The following is a 21,921-nucleotide window of genomic DNA, read 5'->3' as shown; positions in this document are numbered from 1 at the left end:
AGGGGGCGCATATGATCGCCCCTTGGCCAAATCCGCGCAGCACAACTCAGCCCCCCATCACCACGCCCATGTCCTCCGGCCTCAACCCCGCCCAGCTCCAAGCCGTCGCGCACCACGGCGGCCCGTGTCTGGTGCTGGCCGGGGCCGGCTCGGGCAAGACGCGCGTGATCACGCACAAGATCGCGCGCCTGCTGCAGCAGGGCATGGTGCCCGAGCGCATCGCCGCCATCACCTTCACCAACAAGGCGGCGGCCGAAATGCGCGAGCGCGCCCGCGCGCTGGCTGGCCGCGCCGCGCAGCAGGTGCTGATTTGCACCTTTCACGCGCTCGGGGTGCGTCTGCTGCGCCAAGACGGCGCGGCGCTGGGCCTCAAACCGCAGTTCTCGATCCTCGACAGCGACGACGTCGCCTCCCTCCTCAAAGACTGCGGCGCCAGCACCGACTCGGTCACGGCGCGCCATTGGCAGTGGACCATCAGCGGCTGGAAAAACGCCGGCCTCGACGCCGCGCAGGCGCTGGCGCAGGCCGGCGACGAGGCGCAGCGCCAGATCGCCCTCGTCATGGCCAAGTACCAAGAGCGGCTGGCGGCCTACCAGAGCGTGGATTTCGACGACCTGATCGGCCTGCCGCTGGCGCTGCTGCAGCGCCACCCCGAGGTGCGCGCGCGCTGGCAGGCGCAGCTCGGTCACGTGCTGATCGACGAATACCAAGACACCAACGCCACCCAGTACGAGCTGCTCAAGCTGCTGGTGGGCGCGCGCGCCCAGTTCACCGCCGTGGGCGACGACGACCAGTCGATCTACGGCTGGCGCGGCGCCACGCTGGACAACCTCAAGCGCCTGCCGCAGGATTTTCCCGCTCTGCAGGTGATCAAGCTGGAGCAGAACTACCGCTCCACCGGCGCCATTTTGCGCGCCGCCAACCACGTCATCGCCCCCAACCCCAAACTCTACCCCAAGCAGCTGTGGAGCGATCTGGGTGAGGGCGAGCCGGTGCGCCTGCAAGCCTGCGACCACGAGGAGCACGAGGCCGAGCGCGTGGTGGCGCGCATCCAGAGCCTGCGCGGCCCGGCCTCGGGCAGCGCGCACAAGGCCTACAAAGATTTTGCCGTGCTCTACCGCGCCAACCACCAGTCGCGCCCGCTCGAAACCGCGCTGCGCAAGGCGCAGATACCGTACCAGGTCTCGGGCGGCACCGGGTTTTTTGAGCGCGCCGAGATCAAAGACCTGTGCGCTTGGCTGCGCCTGATGGCCAACCCGGACGACGACCCGGCCTTCCTGCGCGCCGCCACCGCCCCCAAGCGCGGCATCGGGCACCAGACGCTGCAGCAGCTGGGCGCCTTTGCCAGCCAATACAAACTCAGCCTCTACGAGGCCCTGTTTGCGCATTCCCTGAGCGCAGCCATGCCAGCGCGCGCCCTCGCCACCCTGCACGAGTTTGGGCGCAGCCTGAATGACTTGCAATACCGCGCCCGCCACTGCCGCGGACTAGAAGCGGCGGCGGCCTTTTTGGCCGACTGGCTGCAAGGCATCGGCTACCAGCAGCACCTGCTCGACCACGCCGACAGCGCACAGCAAGGCAGCGCCCGCTGGAGCAATGTGCTCGATTTTTGCGACTGGATGGCGCAGCGCTGCGCCGACCCAGCCGCGGGCGACGCGGCGGCGCCGGGGCGCGCACCGCAGACCATGCTCGATGTGGCGCAGACGGTGGCCCTGATCACCACCTTGCAAGACCGCCAGCAAGAGCAAGACGTGGTCACGCTCTCAACCCTGCACGCCGCCAAGGGGCTGGAGTGGCCGCATGTGCAGTTGGTGGGCGTCAACGAGGGGCTGCTGCCGATGCGCCCCGACGACGAAGACGCCGCCGCGCTGGCGCAGCGCCTGCAAGAGGAGCGGCGGCTGATGTACGTGGGCATCACACGGGCCCAGCACACGCTGGTGGTGAGCTGGCTCAAGCGGCGCAAAAAAGGGCGCGAGACGGTGCCGGGGCAGCCCAGCCGCTTCATCGCCGACATGCAGCTCGACAGCGCCCCGGTGCGCGAGGACCCGCGCGCCAAGCTGCGCGCGCTGCGCGCCGAATTTGCCCAGCGCGCCCAAGCGCAGCCCGGAGCCGGTACAGCCCCGCCGGTTTCGCCCTAGTGGAAACAACCGATGGCCAGCGCAAATAAGATTCACTAGAATAAACGAACCCCATTTCGCGCACACGCCATGAAAGTTTTTATCACCTATTGCTTTCGAGTTTGTGCGGGCCTCGGTCTAGCGGGCTTTGGCTTGGGCTTGTTGGCCGCCGCTGCCCTGCCGGCTCAGGCCCTCGAGCGGCCGCGCGAGCGCGTGGTGCTGACCATCACCGGCCAAATCGGCGCGACCAATCAGGGCTCGGCGGCGGTGTTCGATATGGCCATGCTCGAAGCCTTGCCGCAGCACCGCTTTGCCACCCGCACGCCGTGGGAGCAGGGCGTGGTGCGCTTCAGCGGCCCGCTGCTGCGCGATGTGCTGGCGCTGGTGCAGGCGCGCGGCCAGCGGCTGCACGCCACCGCGCTCAACGACTACCGCATCACCATCCCCATACACGACGCGCGCGACTTCGATGTCATCATCGCCACGCGCATGAACGAGCAGCCGATGCCGGTGCGCACGCGCGGCCCCTTGTTCGTGATCTATCCTTTTGACTCCGATCCCCGCTTGCAAAACGCGCGTTTTTATGAGCGTTCGATTTGGCAATTGCGTTCGATCGAAGTGATCGAATGAGCCTTGCAGCCGGACCGGCCCCATCCGCCGGCGGCCGCCGTTTTGGTTTATGGCTGGCGCTCACCACCTTCGCCATGGCGCTGGGCTTGAGCGTCATGATGGCGGCTTTTGTGCGTCAGACGCAAGCGATCGAAGACACGGCGCGTCTGCAGGCCGACTCCATCACCGCCATTGCGTTTCAGCTCGAGCGCGAGTTTTTGCGGCTGCGCCACCAGCTCCACCTGAGCCTCGTGCAACCCGAGCAGGCCGACTGGGCGCAGCTGCAGGTGCGCCACGAGATTTTTGCCAGCCGCGTGGGCCTGCTGCACGATGGCGCCACGATCGCGGTGTTGCGCCAGCGCCCCGAGTTCGACACCATCGCACCCAAAATCAAAGCCTTGCTCGAGCGCGCCGACCCATTGCTGGCCGACCCCGAGCGCCACCAGCCGGCGTTGCAGCAGGTGTTGCAAACCATGGAGGCGCTGGGCCCCGAGGTGCAGGCGCTGAGCCTGGCGGCCAACAGCCTGATGACGCACCTGATGGACGACAAGCTCGAGCAGGTGCGCACGCAGCAGCGCTGGATCAACCTGCTGATGGCCTTTCAGGTGCTGCTGCTGCTGCTGGCCGCCGCCGCCTCGTGGGGGCGGCACCAGCGCTTGCAGCGCGAGCGCGCGCAGCTCGAGGAGCTCAACGGCGCGCTGCAGCAGGCCAAGACCGCAGCCGAGCAGGCCAACCGCGCCAAAAGCCAGTTTGTGGCCAATATGAGCCACGAATTGCGCACACCGCTCAATGGCGTGCTGGGCATGCTCGATTTGTTGCTCGACAGCCCGCTGCCGCCGGCGCAGCGCGAGCAGTTGCGCACGGCGCAGCAGTCGTCGGCGCATCTGTTGTCGATCTTGAACGATCTGCTGGACCTGTCGGCGCTCGATGCGGGGCAGATCAAGCTGCAGCCGGAGCCGGTCGATGTAACCGCTCTGGTGCAGCAGTGCCACGGCTCGCTGCGCGCCCTCGGCGAGGGCAAAAACCTGCAGCTGCCGCTGAGCCTAGGGCCCGATCTGCCGCCTTGCGTGCTGACCGACCCCAAGCGCGTGCGCCAAGTGGTGCTCAACCTGCTGGGCAACGCCATCAAGTTCACACCCAGCGGCAGCGTGGCCGTGGCGCTCGATTGCCGGCAGCAAAGGGGTATCGCGCATTGGACGCTGACGGTGCGCGACACCGGGATCGGCATCGACCCATTGCTGCATGAGCAGATTTTTCAGCGCTTTGCCCAAGCCGACCGCAGCAGCACCCGGCCCCAAGGCGGCAATGGGTTGGGGCTGGAGATTTCGCGCACGCTGGCGCAGTTGCTCGGGGGCGACATCGCGCTGCGCAGCGCGCTGGGGCAGGGCTCGGTGTTCAGCTTCACTTGGGAGGCACCCCTGTGCAGCGACGCGGCAAGCCTGCAGTCGTGTCGGGAGCAAGCGGCGGCCCTAGCAGAGCAAGCAGCGACCCTAGCAGAGCAAGCGCAGGCAATCCCCTGCGCGCCTGCGCCACCTCCTGAGGGCAGGGGCCGGCGCGTGCTGGTGGCCGAAGACCACCCGGTGAATCGCAAGTTTCTGGCCCTATTGCTCGAGCGCATGGGCTTGCAGCCGACCTTTGCCGAAAACGGGCTGCAGGCGCTCGATCTGGCAGCGCGCCACGATTTCGATTGGGTGCTGATGGACATCCACATGCCCGAGATGGACGGGCTGGCTTGCGCCCGGGCGATTCGCCAGTTGCCCGGCGCGCGCGGCCGCGTGCCGATCATTGCCGTCACCGCCGACGTCATGAACGAGGCCGGTGAGCAGGCGCTGGCAGCGGGCATGGACGCCTTCTTGAGCAAACCGCTGCAGCGCTTGGCGCTGGAGCAGACCCTGAACCGCCTGAGCCCCAGCCACGTGCCGATGCCGACGATCTGAGCTCAGCCCTAGCCCGATCCGGCCCGTTGTTACCAGCCCAGCCCCAAGCGCAGCGGCAAGAACACCGCCATGCCGCAGACGATGGTGCCCAGCACGCCGCCACGCCAAAAAAACCAAGCCACCCCGGCGGCGGTGGCAAACAGCCGAGCATCTTGCCAGGTGTCGATCAACTGGCCTTCCAGCAGCAGCACTTCGGGCGCCACCACGGCCGCCAAGGCGGCGATCGGGGCGTAGAGCAGGCCGCGTTCGGCCCAGTGCGGCAGCTTCCAGTCGCGCTCGCTGATAAAGAAAAAGCTGCGCGTGATCACCGTCACCACCGTCAAGGCGGCGATGGCCAGCAGGGTGGGCCAGTCGAAATCGCTCATGGTGCGCTCGGTGGGTTGGGTGGGATAGGCGGCTGCGGGCGCAGCGCGCGCGGGCCGTGGGCCTCGATCAACAAGCAAAAAGCCACTGCGACGGCGATGGCCACCACGATGTGCAGCTTGAGCGGCAAGGCAAAAGCGGCCACCGCCGCCGCCCCCGCGACCCCGGCCGCCACCACTCGCAGCGTCGATGTGGCGAGCGAGCAGCCGACCCCGATCAAAGCAAGAATGCCGGCAAAGCCCAACCCCCAAGCCACCGGTATGGTGTGCGCCAGCGCCACCCCGAGCAAACTGGCGCCCATCCAGCTGAAGTAATTGACGCAGCAGTGGCCGGCCAAGTAGGCCATCTGGCGCTGTTTGGCTTCGAGCGTGGCGCCGACGGCGTGGTAGCGGCGCACAAAAAACACATAGCTCATATCGCCCGTCAGGTAGCCGGTGACCAGGCGCTGGCGCAGCGGCTGGTGCATCATGTAGGGCCGCAAATGGGCCGAAAACACCACGAAGCGCAAATTGACGCAAAACGCCGCCGCCAGCACCACCCACAGCGGCGCGCCCGCCGTGAGCAGCGGCAGCACCGCCAACTGGGCGCTGCCGGCAAACACCAGCAGCGTCATCAGCACCGCCTCGAGCTGGCTCAGGCCCGCCGCCACCATTGCCACCCCGGTCATCAGCCCCCAGGCCGCGACCCCGGCGGTGACGGTGGTCTGCTCGCGCACGCCCTCAGCGAACTCGGGCCAGCGGCGGATGTCGGTGCGCCAGAACATTTCAGCCAGCGCCGCCAGCGCCGCCCAGCACGGTGCCCACCGCCAGCGCGTGCCCGGCCAGAAAAGGGGCCGCCGCCAAGCGCTTGCCGCCGGCGCGTTGCAGTTCGGTCAGCACCAGCACGCCGGCGCCGGTCTGCACCTGCACGCCGCTGGCGTCGGCGGCCAGCACGGTGCCGGGTGCGGCCGCTTGGGGGCCGGTCGGGGCCGTTGGCAGCGCGTGCGCGCCCCAGACCTTGAGCGTGGCGCCCCCGAGCAGGGTGCTGGCCCCGGGCGCCGGATCGAAGGCGCGCACCCGGCGCGCGATCTGTGCTGCCTCGTGCCGCCAGTCGATCAGGGCTTCGGCCTTGTCGATTTTGTGCGCGTAGCTCACGCCCACTTCGGGCTGCGGCTGCGGCTGCAAGCGGCCGGCCTCGGCCTGCTGCAAGGCTTGCAGCACCAGCTGCGCGCCCAGCTGCGCCAGCCGGTCGTGCAGGCTGGCCGCGGTGTCGTGGGCGGTGATCGGCAGCGCCTGGCGCAGCAGCATGGGGCCGGTGTCGAGCCCGGCGTCCATCTGCATGATGGTGATGCCGCTCTCGGCGTCGCCGGCTTCGAGCGCGCGCTGAATCGGGGCGGCACCACGCCAGCGCGGCAGCAGCGAAGCGTGGATGTTCAGGCAGCCCAGACGCGGCAGCGCCAGCACCCAGGGCGGCAGCAGCAGCCCATAGGCGGCCACCACCGCCACGTCGGCCGCGGCTTGTTGCATGGCGCTGCGCGCCTGCGCGGCGTCATCGGGGTATTTGCCGTCCAGCCGCAAGCTGCGCGGCTGCGCCAGCGCCAAGCCGTGTGCCAGCGCCACCTGCTTAACGGCCGAGGCCTGGGGTTTGAGGCCACGCCCGGCCGGGCGGTCGGGTTGCGTGAGCACCAGCGGCACCTCATACCCGGCGGCCAGCACGGCGCGCAAGGCCAGCGCGGCAAATTCCGGCGTACCGGCAAACAACACACGCATGCGGCTCCTAGGATTCAGAGCGGCACCGCACGGCGGCCCGTGCGTGCGCTGGGGCGCTCGGCTTCGCCTTCGCCGTCGCGCCCGGCTTTGAGCAGCTTGGCCTTGATGCGGGTGCGCTTGAGCAGCGACAGGTATTCGACAAACACCTTGCCCTGCAAATGGTCCATCTCGTGCTGGATGCACACCGCCAGCAGCCCCTCAGCCTCGAGCTCGCGGCTGTGCCCGTGGGCGTCGAGCGCGCGTACGCGCACCGCCAGCGCGCGCTCGACGCCGTCGTACACGCCCGGCACCGACAGGCAGCCTTCGTCGCCCTTGCGGGTTTCGGGGCTGGCCCATAGCAGCTCGGGGTTGATCAGCACCAGCGGCTGGTCGCGCGCCTCGCTCACGTCGATGACAATGACGCGCTCGTGCACATCCACTTGGGTGGCGGCCAGCCCGATGCCGTTGGCCTCGTACATGGTGGCAAACATGCGCTCGAGCAGGGTGCGCACGCGCTCGTCCACCGCCGCCACCGGCTGCGCCACGCGCAGCAGCCGTGGGTCGGGGTACTTGAGGATGGGTAAAAGTTCGGCTGGGTTCATCGTGGAATGGGGCGCGGGGCCGCTAACAGGGGCCACAAAATATCGTTATTTTCGCCACTTTTGGCGGTCGCTGCACGCGACATGCGGCTATTATGATTGCTTCATGGGCTAAGGCTGAACCAGCGTGCTTAAAGCACAATCGGTCCTAGTCGTTTCCTGCCATTATCACCACCCAACGGTCGCAGCATTCGGCGCTGGCGGACCATGGGTAGCCAACGGGGCTCCAGACATGCAAACCACACCTGCACCTGCCGCTTTACATCGCACCGTCAACTGCAGCCGGACCGTGCCCGCGCTTGCCTTGCTGCTGGCCAGTGCGTGGGCAGGCGCGCAAACTTTTCCCAACCTGCCCATCAGCCCGGCCCAGCGCGACACCGCGCAGCAAGTGGCCCAAGCCGGGGTGCCGCTGTCGGCGTTGGCGCCCAATGCGCCCGAGCGCCACACCGTGCGCCGCGGCGACACGTTGTGGGACATCTCGGCCCTGTTTTTGCGCCAGCCCTGGCGCTGGCCCGAACTGTGGGGCATGAACCTCGAGCAAATTCGCAACCCACACCTGATTTTTCCCGGTCAGGTGCTGGTGCTCACGCGCGTGGGCGACCGCGCCTTCTTGGCCATCGACGCCGGCGCAGCGCCGCCTACGGTGCGTTTGTCGCCTCGGATTCGTGCCGAGGCTTTGGGCGAGGCCGCCCTGCCCGCCATTCCCGCGCAGGTGATCGCTCCGTTCCTCAACGACTCGCTGCTCTTGAGTGCGGACACCCACGCCCGCGCTCCGCGCATCGTAGCCGCCCTAGAGGGCCGTACCCTGCTCAGCCAGGGCGATCGGGCCTACGCCCGGGGACAGTTTGGTGCGCTCGACGCGCTCGAGGGCGCGCCGTTGTTGCTCACCGAGCCCAACCCGGTGCAACGCATCTACCGCAACGCCGAGCCCCTGATCGATCCCGATAACGGTGAAAAACTGGGTTACGAAGCGCAACTCATCGGTACGGCGCAGCTGCTGGGCAGCGAAACCGTGCGCATGCACACGCGTGCCGATGGCCAGACCGAACAACGGGTGCAACCGGCCACGATCGACATCACCGCCGCCCTGACCGAAATCCGCATCGGCGACCGGCTGGTACCCACACCAGCGCAGACCACCCCCACCAGCTACGTGCCCCGTGCACCACAGATGCAGCTGGCTGGGCGCATTGTGCGCACCCACGCCCACGCGCAGCGCTTGGCCGGCCAACACCAAGTGGTGGTGCTCAACCGCGGTAGCCGCGATGGGCTTGAGGTGGGCCACGTGCTGGCCCTGCAGCGCAACGCCGCGCCCGTGGTCGACCGCACCGACAGCGCACGCGCCACGCTGCAGCTGCCGGTCGAGCGCAACGGCCTGATGATGGTGTTTCGCACCTTCGACCGCGTCTCCTATGCGCTGGTGTTGCAGGTGAGCGATGCGGTGCGCAACGGCGACCATTTCGCAACGCCCTGAAAATCCATGCCTGCCAAACCCGCAGCCGATCCAGATGCCACAGACACGACTGCCGAACTGGCCGCTTGGCTGCGCCTGACCACCACTGCCGGTGTGGGTGCGGCCACGGCGCGCAAGCTGCTGGCGGCCTTGGGCTCGCCCCAAGCGGTGTTTGCGGCCGAGGCGCAAGCGCTGCAGGTGCTGGTGGGCGAACGGCTGGCCGTCGCCTTGCAAAGCCCGCCGGTGCATGGCAGCCGTGTGCTGGAGCAAACCTTGGCTTGGCTGGCCGGCGCGCCCAACCGCTACTGCCTCGGTTTGGGGCACCCGCACTACCCGGCGGCGCTGCTGCAAATCCCCGACCCTCCGGTGCTGCTCTATGTGCAAGGCCAATTGAGCGCGCTGGCGCAGCCCTGCACCCTGGCCGTGGTCGGCAGCCGCAATCCCACCCCGCAGGGCGCCAGCAATGCCCATGCTTTTGCCCAGCAGCTGGGCGCGCAAGGGTTTTGTATCGTCTCTGGGCTGGCGCTGGGTGTGGACGGCGCAGCGCACTTGGGCGCGCTCGAAGCCGGTGCACCCACGGTGGCGGTGGTGGGCACCGGGCTGGACCGGGTCTATCCGCGGCAGCACCTCGAGCTGGCGCGGCGCATCGCCGAGCACGGTGCGCTGCTGAGCGAGTACCCGCTGGGCACGCCGCCGCTGGCGCCCCATTTTCCGCAGCGCAACCGCCTGATTGCGGGCTTAAGCTTGGGCACGCTGGTGGTGGAGGCGGCGCTCGAGTCGGGCTCGCTCATCACCGCCGAACTGGCGGCGCAGTACGGCCGCGAGGTGTTTGCCATTCCGGGCTCAATCCACGCGCCGCAATCGCGTGGCTGCCACGCCCTGCTCCGCCAAGGGGCCAAACTGGTCGAGACGGTGCAAGACGTGCTCGACGAACTGCGGCCGCAGCGCATCCCGACCCAACCCACGCAGGGCGTATTGGCCTTGGGCGCGCGCGAGCCAGCAAAGCCCACAGCGCCAGCCGGCGCAGCTAGGGCGGGCAAAGCGGCGCCGGGAACTGCGGGGCAGCCGGTCGAGGCCGAAAACGCGCTCTTGCAAGCTCTGGGCTACGACCCAGTCGGGCTCGACGCCCTGCAGGCGCGCTGCGGCTTGCCCACGGCCGAGCTGCAAGCGCAGTTGCTCGAACTCGAGCTGTGCGGGGTGGTCAGGCGCCTGCCCGGCGGCCTGTTTCAGCGCCAAGCGCTGGCTTGAGGTGCCAACTTAAATTTGCGCCCCGGCGTTCGGGTCGTCCGGGTTTTCCACCGTCTGCGCCACGGGCTTGATCAAATCCTCGCGCTTGATGCCCAGCGCCATGGCCACGCCGGTGGCCACAAAGATCGACGAGTAGATGCCGAACAAAATGCCGATGGTCAGCGCGAGCGCAAAGTAGTGCAGCACCGGGCCACCAAACAGCAGCATCGAGATCACCATCGCCTCGGTGGTGCCGTGCGTGATGATGGTGCGGCTCATGGTGCTGGTGATGGCGTGGTCGATCACCTCGCGCGTGCTCATCTTGCGCTGGCGCTTGAAGGTTTCGCGGATGCGGTCGAAAATCACCACCGATTCGTTGACCGAGTAACCCAGCACGGCCAGTACGGCGGCCAGCACGGCGAGCGAGAACTCCCACTGAAAGAAGGCAAAAAAGCCGAGGATGATGACCACATCGTGCAAGTTGGCGACGATGGCGGCGATCGAGAACTTCCACTCGAAGCGAAAGGCCAGATAGACCGTGATGCCGATGATCACGAACAGCAGCGCCAGCATGCCGTCGGTGACCAGTTCCTGCCCCACCTGGGGCCCGACGAATTCGGTGCGGCGCAGCTCCACGGTGGGGTCGTGTGCGCGCAGCGCCTGCAGCACCGACTGGCTTTGCTCACCCGCGCCCACGCCGGGCAACGGCGGCAGGCGCATCAGCACCTCGCGCGCGCTGCCGTAGTGCTGCACCAAGACCTCTTCGTAGCCCAAGCCGGCGAGCGCACCGCGCACCACCTCGAGGTCGGCGGGCTGCTGGTAGGCCACTTCGACCACCGTGCCGCCGGTGAACTCGACCGACAGGTTGAGCCCGCGCGTGACCAAGAAAAACACCGCCAGCGCAAACAGGGTGAGTGAGATCGCGTTCAGCAGCAGCGCATGGCGCATGAACGGGATGTCTTTTTTGACGCGGAAAAATTCCATTTTTTGCAACCTCTAGCGCTTCAGTCGGCGGCTGGGGAGCCGGGTTTGGACGGGCCCGCTGCGGGCGGCTCCCAGAAGACCGTACCCACCGAGATGGATTTCAGTTTTTTCTGCCGCCCGTACCAGGCATTGACCAGTCCGCGCGAGAAAAACACCGACGAGAACATGCTCGTCAGGATGCCGAGGCAGTGCACCACCGCAAAGCCGCGCACCGGACCGGAGCCAAAGGCCAGCAGCGCCAGCCCGGCGAGCAGCGAGGTGACGTTGGAGTCCAAAATGGTGCCCCAGGCGCTGTCGTAGCCGTTGTTGATCGCCATCTGTGGCGAGGCGCCGCGGCGCAGCTCTTCGCGGATGCGCTCGTTGATGAGCACGTTGGAGTCGATCGCCATGCCCAAGGCCAGCGCCATCGCCGCCATGCCGGGCAGCGTCAGGGTGGCTTGCAGCATCGACAGCACCGAGACCAGCAGCACCAGGTTAAAGGTCAGGGCGATGCTCGAGAAAGCGCCGAACAGGCGGTAATAGAGCACCATGAAAATGAGCACCACCATAAAGCCGTAGAGCACGCTCTCGAAGCCCATGCGGATGTTCTCGGCCCCTAGGCTCGGGCCGACGGTGCGCTCCTCGATGATCTCCATCGGCGCCGCCAGCGCGCCCGCGCGCAGCAGCAAGGCCACGCTCTGCGCCTCGAGCGAGGTCATCTGACCCGAGATCTGCACCCGGCCGCCGCCGATCTCGGTGCGGATCACGGGCGCCGTGACGACCTCGCCGCGGCCGCGCTCGAACAGCAAAATCGCCATGCGGTTGCCGACGTTGGCGCGCGTGACGTCGCGGAAGATGCGCGACCCGGCGGCGTCGAGCGACAGGTGCACCGCTGGCTCTTGCGTCTGGCCATCGAAGCCGGCTTGGGCGTCGGTCAGGTTTTCACCGGTGAGCACGACTTCGCGCAGCGTGATCACGGCGCGCCCCTCGCGGTCGAGGTGGCGCTCGGAGCCCAGCGGCACCGGCCCCTCGCCGCGTTCGGCGGCGCGCCCGGCCGGGCTTTCATCGACCATGCGCAGCTGCAGCGTGGCGGTGCGGCCCAAGATGTCTTTGGCGCGCGCGGTGTCGAGCACACCGGGCAGCTGCACCACGATCCGGTCTGCCCCTTGCTGCTGAATCACCGGCTCGGCCACCCCAAGCTCGTTGATGCGGTTGCGCAGCGTCAGGATGTTTTGCTGGATCGCCTTGGCCTGGATGGCGCTGCTGGCATCGGCGCTCAGGGTGCCGATCAGCTTGATCTGGCCATCGACCAGCTGACGCTCGAAGCTCAGGTCGGCGAAGTTTTCGCGCAGGGTTGGCAGCGCCGCTTCCAGCGCCGCCTCGTCGCGAAAGCGCAAGGTCACCGCCAGGCCTTCGCGGCTGATGCCGGTGTGGCGGATGTTTTGCTCACGCAGCGTGGTGCGCAGGTCGCGCGCCAGCGACTCGGCGCGCTGCTCGAGGGCCCCGGGCATGTCAACCTGCATCAGAAAATGCACGCCGCCGCGCAAATCCAAGCCTAGGTACATGGGTTGCGCGTTGAACAGCTGCAGCCAGCGTGGGGTTTGCGGCACCAGATTCAGCGCCGCCACGTGCGTGGGCTGGGCCGGGTCGGGGTTGAGGGCGCGGTCGATGGCGTCGCGCGCCTGCAACTGGGTTTCGGCGCTGTCGAACAAGGCCTGGATGGTCTGGTCTTGGAGCACCAGCGAGCGGGCGCTGATCTGGCGCTCGGTCAGCGCCTGCTCGATGCGCGTCAGGGTGGCGGCGTCGATGCGCACGCCGTGCTGGCCAGAGGAAACCTGCACCCCCGGGGCTTCGCCGTACAGGTTGGGCAGCGCGTACAAAAGGGCGATCAGCAGCGCCACCACGATGGTGACGTACTTCCACAGCGGGTATCGGTTCATGAGCGGGCGGCCCCGTTAAAGCCCAAAAGCCGGGCGCACGGGCCCAGCCTTTGGATGAAAAAACACGGCAAGGCCGTTTACTGAACCGTGCCCTTGGGCATCAACTGCATCACAGCGCTGCGCTGGATTTGGACTTCGACGCCGCTGGTCAGTTCCAAGGTGACGAAATCGTCGCCCAGTTTGGTGATGCGGCCCAGCATGCCGCCGGCGGTCACGACCTCGTCGCCCTTGGCCAGCGCGGCGACCATGGCTTTGTGCTCTTTGGTGCGCTTCATTTGCGGCCGGATCATGATGAAGTACAGCACCACGAACATCAGCACCAGCGGCAGCAGGCTGACCAAGGTGCTGGTGGTGTCGCCGGCGGCGGCCTGGGCGTAGGCGGGAGAAATAAACACGGTGGCTTTCCTGTGTGAAAGGGGTGGGGGTTGCGGGCGGGCCACGTGGGGCCCGTGTCAACCGCGCATTCTAAACCCCCAGCGCAAATACGCGCTCAGCTTTTGCTGACGCCGTGGCGTTGCGGCCGCAACGAAGCGTATCCGGCCGCTGCCTGGCCTGCTCTAGACTGCTGCCGGGCGCACCGCCGGCACCGGCCGGATGCGCAGCGCCAGCCACACCCCCAGCAACAACAACACCATGCCGGCCACCGTCAGGCCCTGTGGCCACTCGCCGCGCCACCAGAAAATATAAATCAAGGCGGCCACGGTCTCGAACACGATCAGCTGCCCGGCCAGGGCGGTCGGCAGGCGCTTGCTGGCCTGGTTCCAGCACAGAATGCCGCACCACGAGGCAAACAGCCCCAGCGCCAGCATGAGCCAGAGGAAAAACAGCGGATCCGGGCCCAGGGGCATGGGGAAGGTGCTGCCGCTGAGCGCCATCCAGCCCCAGACCAGCGCAAAACCGACCAAGGCCATGGGCAACGTGGCCAGGCCCTGCGCCGTGGCCCAGACGCGCGGGTTGCGATTCGGGTGCTGGCGCAGCCAATCGGCGTTGCGCAGCGGGTACCAGGTCCAGCACGCCAGCGCGCCCAGCGCCAGCAGCGCCCCCATCGCGTAGGCGCTGAGCGAGGCGTCGGGCTGTTGCAGCAGTCGCGTCATCTCGGCCTGATTGACCAGCGCAATACCCAGCAGCATGATGCCCAGTGGCAGCAGCAGGCGCCGCCAAGGCAGCAGGCCGTCGCGCGCGGCGTTGCGCTGGTTGGCGGCAATGGCGATCACCACCGGCAGCGTGCCGATGATGAGCGTGGTCAGCGGCCCGCCGGTGCCCTGGATCGAGCTGGCGAGCAAGGTGTAGTAGGCCAAGTTGCCCACGGCGGCCAGCTTGGCCGCTGCCAACCAATCGGCGCGCGTCAGGCGGCGCAGCGCGCCCCAGTCGAGCCAAGCCAGCGGCAGGCACAGCAGCCCAAACGCCAGGTAGCGCGCCATGGCCAGCAAGGCGGCAGGGTACTCGGGCAGCAACAGCGGCACCAGAAACACGAAGCCCCACAACATCCCCGCCAGCAAGGCGAAGGCCACCCCGAGCCCCATAAGGCCTCCCGTTAAACCAAAGCAGCAAGTGTAAGGGGCGCTGGACGCCAAACAGCGGGCGTGGCGCGTTCAGCGTCGAGCGGATGCCCCGGGTGCGGGCGCATCGGGCGGCAGCGGCCCGGCAGCGCGCCACTGCGCCAGCAACTCGCTCCAGCGCAGGCGCACGGCGGCCAAGTGTCGCGCCTTGACGTGGCCAAAACCCTTGATGCCTTCGGGCAGCGCCGCCAGTTGCAGCGCCAGCGCCTTGCGCGCGGGGTTCAGATTCGGCAGCAGTTCTTCGATCAGCTCTTGGTACTGGCCGATCAGGGCGCGTTCCTCGCGCCGCTCGGCGCTGCGGCCAAAGGGGTCGAAGGCCGTGCCGCGTAGGCCCTTGAGGCGCGCCAAGCCCTTGAAGGCGGTGAGCATCCACGGCCCGAAGGCACGCTTGATCGGCAGGCCGCGCTCATCGCGGCGCGCCCACAGCGGCGGCGCGAGGTGAAAGCGCAGCGCAAAATCGCCCTCGAACTGGGCCCCGATCTGGCGCAAAAACGCGGGGTCGCTGTGCAGGCGCGCCACCTCGTATTCGTCTTTGTAGGCCATGAGCTTGAACAGGTTGTGCGCCACCGCCTCGCTCAGGGCGCTTGTGCCCGCACCCAGCGCCGCGGCCTCGGCCTGCTGCACCCGGCGCACGAAGTCGCTGTAGCGCTGCGCGTAGGCCGGGTTCTGGTAGGCGCGCAAAAATTCGCTGCGCCGCTGCAGCAGCGCCTCGAGGCCGGGGCGCGGGTGCAGCGCGATGGCTTGCGCCGGCGCCAGCAGCGCCTGCAGCCGCGCGCCGTCGTGCGCCGCCCAGCGGCCCCATTCAAACGCAGCCAGGTTTTTGGCCACTGCCACATCGTTGAGCTCGATCGCCCGCCGCAGCGACTCGCGCCGCAGCGGCAACCAGCCTTTTTGCCAAGCAAAACCCAGCAGCAGCGGGTTGAGGTAGAGCGCGTCGCCCAGCAGCCGCGTGGCCAAGGCCTCGGCGTCGAGCGGCGCCACCGCCTCGGGGCTGAGCAGGCGTTCGAGCGTGGCTTGGCACTGGCTGGCCGGGTTGTGCCAGTCGGGTTGGCGCACAAAGGCCGCCGTCGGGCTCACGTGGCCGTTCAGGGCCACCCGCGTGCGCCCCGGCCCTAGGCGGGCCAGGCTTTCTTTGCTGACGGCGACGATGGCGTCGCAGCCCAGAATCAAATCGGCCGCGCCGCTGCCGACGCGGGTGGTGCAGATGTCGCTCTGCTGCACAGCCAGCAGCACATGGCTCCAGGTGGCGCCGCCCTTTTGCGCCAGGCCGGCGGCGTCTTGCGTGACCACGCCTTTGCCCTCGAGGTGCGCCGCCACCCCCAGCAACTGGCCGATGGTGATGACCCCGGTGCCGCCGACCCCGGCCACCACGATGCCATAGACGCTGCCCGGCCCGGCGGCATCAAAGGCTGGCAGCGGCGGCTCAGGCACATCCCCCAGCGCCTCGGGCGCCGGCAGCGCACCCGCCGGGGCGCTTTTGCGCAGTTGCCCGCCCTCGACCGTGACGAAGCTCGGGCAAAAGCCCTTGAGGCAGGAAAAATCCTTGTTGCAGCTGCTCTGGTTGATCTGGCGCTTGCGCCCGAATTCGGTCTGCAGCGGCTCTATGCTCAGGCAGTTGCTCTGCACGCCGCAATCGCCGCAGCCCTCGCACACGGCCGGGTTGATGAGCACGCGCCGCGCCGGGTCGGCCAAGGTGCCGCGCTTGCGCCGGCGCCGCTTTTCGGTGGCGCAGGTCTGGTCGTACAAGATCACGGTGGTGCCGGGCAGCTGGCGGAATTCGCGCTGGATGCGGTCGAGCTGGTCGCGGTGCTCCACCGCCACCCCGGCCGGCAGCCGCAGCGTGCTGCCGCCCACGGTGGTGTGCAGGGCGCCGCGGTATTTCTCGGGCTCGTCGGTGACCACGGTCAGGCGCGCCACCCCTTCGGCTTGCAGGCTGTGCGCGATCTGCAGCACGTGGTGGCCTTCGGCGCGCTCACCCAGCGGCTGGCCGCCGGTCATGGCCACGGCGTCGTTGTAGAGCAGCTTGAAGGTGATGTTGACATTGGCGGCGATGCACTGGCGGATCGCCAGCAGGCCGCTGTGAAAGTAGGTGCCGTCGCCCAAGTTGGCAAAGACGTGCGACTCGTGGCTGAAGGGCTGCTGCCCGACCCACGGCACGCCCTCGCCCCCCATCTGCGTAAAGCCGATGGTGGAGCGGTCCATCCAGATGGTCATGAAGTGGCAGCCGATGCCGGCCATGGCGCGCGAACCCTCGGGCACCCGGGTGCTGGTGTTGTGCGGGCAGCCGGAGCAAAACCAGGGCTGGCGCTCGGCCAGCGGCGTGTCGGCATGGAGCACCTGCAAGGCGCGCGCCTGGCCCTGCAGGCGCTCGAGCTGCGCCTGCACCCGCGCCGCCACTTCGCTGCCCTCGGGCAGCAGGCCGTGGCGCGCCAAGCGCCGCGCCAGCGCTTGGGCGATCAGCGCCGGCGTCAGGTCGGCGTTGGCGCGCAGCAGCTGGTTGGCGCTCGGGTTGGGCATCGACCACTCGCCGCCGCTGTGGTCGGCCCCGACTTCGTCGAACTTGCCCAGCACGTCGGGGCGTACGTCGGGGCGCCAGTTGTAGAGCTCTTCTTTGAGCTGGTATTCGATCACTTGGCGCTTTTCTTCCACCACCAGAATCTCGCGCAGCCCGGTGGCAAACTCGCGCGTGGTCTGCGCCTCCAGCGGCCAGACCACGCCCACCTTGTGCAGCCGCAGCCCGATGCGGCGGCAGGTGGCGTCGTCGAGCCCGAGGTCGCGCAGCGCCTGCCGGGTGTCGTTGTAGGCCTTGCCGCTGGCGATGAGGCCGTAGCGGTCGTGCGGGCCCTCGATCGCGTTGTGGTTGAGCCGGTTGGCGCGCACATAGGCCAGCGCGGCGTACCACTTGGTGTCCATCAGGCGCGCTTCCTGCTCCAGCGCCGCGTCGGGCCAGCGGATGTGCACGCCGCCGGGGGGCAGCTCGAACTCGGGCGCCACGATGCGCACCCGATCCGGGTCGATCTCGGCCACGGCGCTCGACTCAACGATCTCTTGGATGGTTTTCATGCCGGCCCAGACGCCGGCAAAGCGGCTCATGGCCCAGGCGTGCAGCCCGAAGTCGAGGATTTCTTGCACGCTGGCGGGGAAGAACACCGGCAGCCCACAGGCCTTGAAGATGTGGTCGCTCTGGTGCGCGGCGGTCGAGCTTTTGGCGACGTGGTCGTCACCGGCCACCGCGATCACGCCGCCCCAAGGCGTGGTGCCGGCCAGGTTGGCGTGCTTGAAGACGTCGGCGCTGCGGTCCACCCCTGGGCCTTTTCCGTACCACAGGCCAAACACGCCGTCGTGGCGCTGGCTGCCGGGCGGTGCAAACCCGAGCTGCTGCGTGCCCCAGACCGCGGTGGCGGCCAGTTCTTCGTTGACGCCGGGCTGAAACACGATCTGCTGCGCGGCTAGGTGCGCCTTGGCTTTCCACAGCGCCTGGTCGTAGCCGCCCAGCGGCGAGCCGCGGTAGCCGCTGATGAAGCCGGCGGTGTTGCGGCCCAGTTGCCAATCGCGCTGGCGCTGCAGCATGGGCAGCCGCACCAGCGCTTGCACCCCGCTCATGAAGGCACGCCCGTGGTCCAGCGTGTATTTGTCGTCTAGGCTGACGCTGGCAAGGGCGCGCCGAACCGCTTCGGGCAAGGGTGCGTTCATGGGTTTGTCTCCTGTCGCCAAGGCCGGCCGGGTAGGCCGCCAGTTACCGTTCACCCGCCGCCGTGGTGGGTGCGCTGCGGCAACCCCCAGGATCGCTGGTGGCTGCCGGTTGGCTCAGATTGTCGCCAAAAAAAACCGCCCTACGGGCGGCTCGGGCTTAGGCGTTTACCCTTGACCCATGGGGATTAGCCCAAGTGCTGCGCCAAAAAGGCCAGCGTGCGCTCGCGCGCCAGCGCGGCCGACGGGGCGTGGTGCGCGCCGCGCTGGTCGCAGTTGAAGCCGTGGTGGGCGTTGTAGGTGTGCACCTGCACCTGCGGGTGGCGCGCCTTGAAGGCCTGCACGGTGTTCTGCGGGATCCAGTTGTCTTGCTCGGCAAAGTGCGCCAGCACCGGGCACCGGGGTTGCAGCTCGGCGTCGGCGCCCACCGTCATGCCGCCGCCGTAGTAGGGCACGGCAGCCGACAGACCGTTGAGCTGGCAGGCGCTGCGCCAAGTGAGCAACCCACCCCAGCAGTAGCCCACGATGCCCACCTTGACCCCGGCAGCCAACACCAAGGTGTCGATGGCGGCTTGGATGTCGGCCATCACGCCCGGTGCGGGCAGGGCATCGACCTGCAGCTTGAGGGCAAAGCCGGCCTGCATGTCGGCGTCGGTGTAGCCCAGTTCCACCCCCGCTTGCACCCGGTGAAAGGTCGATGGCGCCAAGGCCACGTAGCCGGCAGCTGCGTAGCTGTCGGCCACCGCGCGGATGTGTGAATTGACGCCGAAGATCTCTTGCAGCACCACCACCGCACCGCGCGGGGCGCCCGCGGGCTGCGCCATGTAGGCGGGGCAGACAAAACCGTCGGCGGCTTTCAGATCGACGAATGCGCTCATGCGGGTCTCCTGGGCTGGGGTTGAGGTTGCATCATGGGTGGGGAGCGCAAAGCTCATTCGCCCCCCGAGGCGGAGGCGGATTAGGAGTCGGAATCGGGCTCGGAATCGGGCTCGGAATCGGACTCGGGTTGGGCGGCGTGCTTGACGAAAGTCACCGACACCGGGGCGTGCTGCAGCATCTGCTGCGACACCGAGCCCAGCAAGGTGCGCCCGAGCAGCCCGCGGCCGTGGCTGCCCATGATCACGCCATCGCAGCCTTCCTCTTCCAGCACCTCGAGCAGGAGCGCCACCGGCTCGCCCATGCGCACGTGGGTGCTGTAGGGCAGTTGCGCGGCGCGCACTTGGGCTTCGGCTGCAGCCAGCAGATCTTGCCCGGCGGCCTCGGCCAGGCGCTCGATGGCCTCGGCGTCGTGCAAGGTCACCAGTTCATAAAAAGTGGCCGGCTCTTGCACGTTGACCAGCACCAGCTCGCAGGCCAGCCCGGCCTGCGCCATGCGCACGGCGTAGGCCACCGCCTCGAACGACAACTCGGAACCATCCACCGGGATCAGCCATTTCATGCCATGCACTCCATATGATTGTTTGGCCTCAACTGTAGCGCATCGCTGGCCGCCTTCTGGCGGTTGTGCTGCGTCGCGCAAATTGCAGCGTGTGGCGGCGCGTTGTGCGCGGTGCAGCGACAATGCAGCCGATGCCCGACTCCTCTGCACCCAGCGCCCGCCCGCCTTTGGGTTTGGCCGCCTTGGCCCCGTTGCAGCAGCGCCCCTTCGCTCTGCTGTGGATCACTTGGCTGACGGCCAACATCAGCCTGTGGATGAACGACGTGGCCGCCGCTTGGCTCATGACCACGCTCACCACCTCGCCTGCGTGGGTGGCGCTGGTGCAGACCGCCGCCACGCTGCCGGTGCTGCTGCTCGGGTTGCCCAGCGGCGTGCTAGCCGATGCCCTTGAGCGCCGCCGCTTGCTGCTGCTGACGCAGGTTTGGGCGGCGCTGGTGGCGCTGCTGCTGGTGCTGACCGTCAAGCTCGAGGCGCTCACGCCGGCGCTGCTGCTGGCGCTGGTGTTTGCCAATGGCATCGGGCTGGCGCTGCGCTGGCCGGTATATGCCGCCCTGATGCCGCACCTGGTGCCGCGCGCCCAACTGCCCGCTGCGCTGGCGCTCAATGGGGTGTCGATGAACGTCTCGCGCATCGTCGGCCCGCTGCTGGCCGGGTTGATCATTGCGGCGCTGGGCAGCGAGTGGGTGTTTGCGCTCAATGCGCTGCTGGCGGTGGGCTGCGCCGCCCTGATCTGGCGCTGGCGCAGCCCCGTGTGCCCCAAGCCGGCGCCGCGCGAGCCTTTCTGGAGCGCGCTGCGCGTTGGGGTGCGCTTCGTCGCCGAATCGCCGCGTTTACGGCTGGCTTATCTGCAAGTGGGGCTGTTTTTTTTCCATTCGGCGGCGCTGATCGGGCTGCTGCCGCTGCTGGCGCTGCGCTTTGAGGGCGCCAGCGCCAGCACCTTTACCTGGCTGCTGGCGGCCATGGGCAGTGGCGCTATTTTGTCGGCGCTGTACCTGCCGCGCCTGCGCCGGGGGCACAGCCGCGCGTTCATGGTCTGGGCCGGCATGGCGCTGCAGGCGCTGGCGATGCTGGTGGTGACCTGGGCACCGGGGCTGTGGGCGGCGCTGCTGGCCATGTTCGTGGCCGGCATGGCGTGGATCGCGGTGGCCAACACGCTCAACGTGGCGGCCCAGTTTGCGATGCCCGACTGGGTGCGCGCGCGCGCCATTTCGGTCTATCAAATGGCCCTCATGGGCGGCGCCGCCTTGGGCGCGGCGGCGTGGGGCAAGCTGGCGCACTGGGTGGGGGTGCCGCTGTCGGTGTCGCTGGCGGCGCTGTCGGCGCTGTGCTTGGCCACCCTGACCTTGCGCTGGAGCCAGCGCTCGCGCCTGCTCGAAGACCCGGGGCCCGAGGGCGCTGACCGGGAGGCGGAGCCGCCGCTGCAATAGCGCTGCTGCCACCACGGCCTGCTAGAGCGTGTCGAAATCCTGCGGCGCGCCAAAGTCGCCCACCACCACGGTGTGGGTAAGCAGGCGCTGGCCGTGCCAGCGGTGCAGCAGGTAGCCGGGCGGCTCCAGCCGGTAGCGCGCGGGTTGGTCGGCGCGCAGGTCGAGTGCGATCTGGTGCGCCGTCGAGGGTGCGCTGATGGCCAGCGTGTGCGCCACCCGCGTGACCGTGACGCGGTGCAGGTGGCCGCACAGCAGCGCCTGCACCTGCGGGTGTTGCCACAGCAGCGCTTCGAGCGCATCCGCGCCTTGGCGCAACGCCATGTCGTCCATCTCGGCCAGCCCGGTGGCGTAGGGTGGGTGATGCAGCAGCAGCAAGGTGGGCTGGGGGCTGGCCGCCAGCGCCTGCTCCAGCCAGTGCAGCCGCTGCGCGCACAGTTCGCCGTGCGCGCAGCCTTCGGCCACGGTGTCGAGCGCCACCAGGCGCAGCGCCGGGTGCTCCCACACGTACTGCACAAAGGTGGGGTGCAGGCGCTGGCAGGCCTGCAGCCAGTCGGCGCAGGCTAGGCGCAGCGCCGCGCGCTGGTCGTGGTTGCCCAGCAGCGGCAAAACGGGCACGCCCAGCGTGCGCAGCGGCTGCACCAGCTGGCGCAGCAAGGCGTAGTCGGCGGCGCTGCCGCTGTCGCTCAGGTCGCCGCTGAGCAGCAGCAGATCGGGGGTGGGCTGGCGCGCGCACAGGTCGTGCACGCAAGCGCGCAGCAGCGCGGCGGTGTCCACGCGCGCGCCTACGGGCGGCGCGGCGCGCAGGTGCAGGTCGGAGAGCTGGGCGATCAGCATGGGGCTTTGGCGGCGATGCTTTTATCCACCCTGCCAGT

Annotated in this window: 18 protein-coding genes; 6 read left to right on the top strand and 12 right to left on the bottom strand. The window is 68.5% G+C overall.

Annotated features, from left to right (window positions below):
- The first annotated feature begins 68 nt into the window (after positions 1 to 68).
- The 3 genes from SMCB_RS09795 (at position 69) to SMCB_RS09785 (ending at position 4,663) form a co-directional block, all read left to right on the top strand.
- Positions 69 to 2,138 carry an ATP-dependent helicase gene (locus SMCB_RS09795; protein WP_045536674.1) on the top strand — a complete coding sequence of 690 codons (2,070 nt, stop codon included), beginning with the start codon at positions 69 to 71 and terminating at the stop codon, positions 2,136 to 2,138.
- 69 nt (positions 2,139 to 2,207) lie between these two features.
- On the top strand, positions 2,208 to 2,747 hold the full coding sequence (locus SMCB_RS09790) for a putative pterin-binding protein (protein WP_082027348.1): 540 nt from the start codon (positions 2,208 to 2,210) through the stop codon (positions 2,745 to 2,747).
- Entirely contained in the window at positions 2,744 to 4,663 is a 1,920-nt protein-coding gene (locus SMCB_RS09785; protein ID WP_052468493.1) for an ATP-binding protein, read from the top strand. The genes SMCB_RS09790 and SMCB_RS09785 overlap by 4 nt, the downstream gene beginning before the upstream one ends.
- 29 nt (positions 4,664 to 4,692) lie before the next feature.
- Here the strand turns inward: SMCB_RS09785 and SMCB_RS09780 are convergent, their stop codons facing one another.
- The 4 genes from SMCB_RS09780 to def are packed head-to-tail and all read right to left on the bottom strand — an operon-like array spanning position 4,693 to position 7,355.
- Positions 4,693 to 5,028 (bottom strand): AzlD domain-containing protein, encoded by a 336-nt coding sequence (locus SMCB_RS09780; protein ID WP_045536673.1) that lies wholly within the window; start codon positions 5,026 to 5,028, stop codon positions 4,693 to 4,695.
- Entirely contained in the window at positions 5,025 to 5,789 is a 765-nt protein-coding gene (locus SMCB_RS09775; RefSeq protein WP_045536672.1) for an AzlC family ABC transporter permease, read from the bottom strand. The genes SMCB_RS09780 and SMCB_RS09775 overlap by 4 nt, the downstream gene beginning before the upstream one ends.
- Before the next feature lies 1 nt (position 5,790).
- Positions 5,791 to 6,774 carry a methionyl-tRNA formyltransferase gene (fmt, locus tag SMCB_RS09770; RefSeq protein WP_045536671.1) on the bottom strand — a complete coding sequence of 328 codons (984 nt, stop codon included), beginning with the start codon at positions 6,772 to 6,774 and terminating at the stop codon, positions 5,791 to 5,793.
- Between the two features lie 14 nt (positions 6,775 to 6,788).
- Complete coding sequence (gene def / locus SMCB_RS09765) at positions 6,789 to 7,355, bottom strand: peptide deformylase (RefSeq protein ID WP_045536669.1); 567 nt, start codon at positions 7,353 to 7,355, stop codon at positions 6,789 to 6,791.
- A gap of 229 nt (positions 7,356 to 7,584) precedes the next feature.
- Here def and SMCB_RS09760 point away from each other — a divergent pair, with 229 nt between their 5' ends.
- Together SMCB_RS09760 and dprA are read left to right on the top strand one after the other, a co-directional pair.
- Positions 7,585 to 8,826, top strand: coding sequence for a LysM peptidoglycan-binding domain-containing protein (locus SMCB_RS09760; RefSeq protein ID WP_045536667.1), 1,242 nt, complete (start codon positions 7,585 to 7,587; stop codon positions 8,824 to 8,826).
- A 6-nt stretch (positions 8,827 to 8,832) separates the two neighbouring features.
- Positions 8,833 to 10,053 (top strand): DNA-processing protein DprA, encoded by a 1,221-nt coding sequence (gene dprA, locus SMCB_RS09755; RefSeq protein ID WP_045536665.1) that lies wholly within the window; start codon positions 8,833 to 8,835, stop codon positions 10,051 to 10,053.
- A gap of 9 nt (positions 10,054 to 10,062) precedes the next feature.
- Here dprA and secF read toward each other — a convergent pair whose 3' ends face one another.
- From secF to SMCB_RS09720, 7 genes are all read right to left on the bottom strand, one after another.
- Complete coding sequence (secF, locus tag SMCB_RS09750; RefSeq protein ID WP_045536663.1) at positions 10,063 to 11,016, bottom strand: protein translocase subunit SecF; 954 nt, start codon at positions 11,014 to 11,016, stop codon at positions 10,063 to 10,065.
- Positions 11,017 to 11,036: 20 nt separating this feature from the next.
- On the bottom strand, positions 11,037 to 12,935 hold the full coding sequence (gene secD, locus SMCB_RS09745) for a protein translocase subunit SecD (RefSeq protein WP_045536661.1): 1,899 nt from the start codon (positions 12,933 to 12,935) through the stop codon (positions 11,037 to 11,039).
- A gap of 77 nt (positions 12,936 to 13,012) precedes the next feature.
- A complete protein-coding gene (yajC, locus tag SMCB_RS09740; protein ID WP_045536660.1) occupies positions 13,013 to 13,330 on the bottom strand; it encodes a preprotein translocase subunit YajC in 318 nt (105 codons plus the stop codon).
- Between the two features lie 162 nt (positions 13,331 to 13,492).
- Positions 13,493 to 14,458: a DMT family transporter gene (locus tag SMCB_RS09735; protein WP_045536659.1), complete on the bottom strand. Its 966-nt coding sequence runs from the start codon at positions 14,456 to 14,458 to the stop codon at positions 13,493 to 13,495.
- A gap of 69 nt (positions 14,459 to 14,527) precedes the next feature.
- Positions 14,528 to 18,187: an indolepyruvate ferredoxin oxidoreductase family protein gene (locus SMCB_RS09730; protein WP_045536658.1), complete on the bottom strand. Its 3,660-nt coding sequence runs from the start codon at positions 18,185 to 18,187 to the stop codon at positions 14,528 to 14,530.
- 185 nt (positions 18,188 to 18,372) lie between these two features.
- Complete coding sequence (locus tag SMCB_RS09725) at positions 18,373 to 19,062, bottom strand: dienelactone hydrolase family protein (protein WP_045536657.1); 690 nt, start codon at positions 19,060 to 19,062, stop codon at positions 18,373 to 18,375.
- An 80-nt stretch (positions 19,063 to 19,142) separates the two neighbouring features.
- A complete protein-coding gene (locus tag SMCB_RS09720) occupies positions 19,143 to 19,622 on the bottom strand; it encodes a universal stress protein (RefSeq protein WP_045536655.1) in 480 nt (159 codons plus the stop codon).
- A 131-nt stretch (positions 19,623 to 19,753) separates the two neighbouring features.
- Between SMCB_RS09720 and SMCB_RS09715 the strand changes: the two genes are divergently transcribed.
- Positions 19,754 to 21,049: an MFS transporter gene (locus SMCB_RS09715; protein WP_231851196.1), complete on the top strand. Its 1,296-nt coding sequence runs from the start codon at positions 19,754 to 19,756 to the stop codon at positions 21,047 to 21,049.
- Positions 21,050 to 21,070: 21 nt separating this feature from the next.
- On the opposite strand, the gene SMCB_RS09710 is transcribed toward SMCB_RS09715, so the two are convergent.
- Complete coding sequence (locus tag SMCB_RS09710) at positions 21,071 to 21,883, bottom strand: metallophosphoesterase (RefSeq protein ID WP_045536653.1); 813 nt, start codon at positions 21,881 to 21,883, stop codon at positions 21,071 to 21,073.
- Between the last annotated feature and the right edge of the window lie 38 nt (positions 21,884 to 21,921).

It is taken from the genome of Serpentinimonas maccroryi, from assembly GCF_000828915.1.
Taxonomy (GTDB): Bacteria; Pseudomonadota; Gammaproteobacteria; order Burkholderiales; family Burkholderiaceae_C; genus Serpentinimonas; species Serpentinimonas maccroryi.
This window is presented reverse-complemented; position numbering and strand designations above follow the sequence as displayed.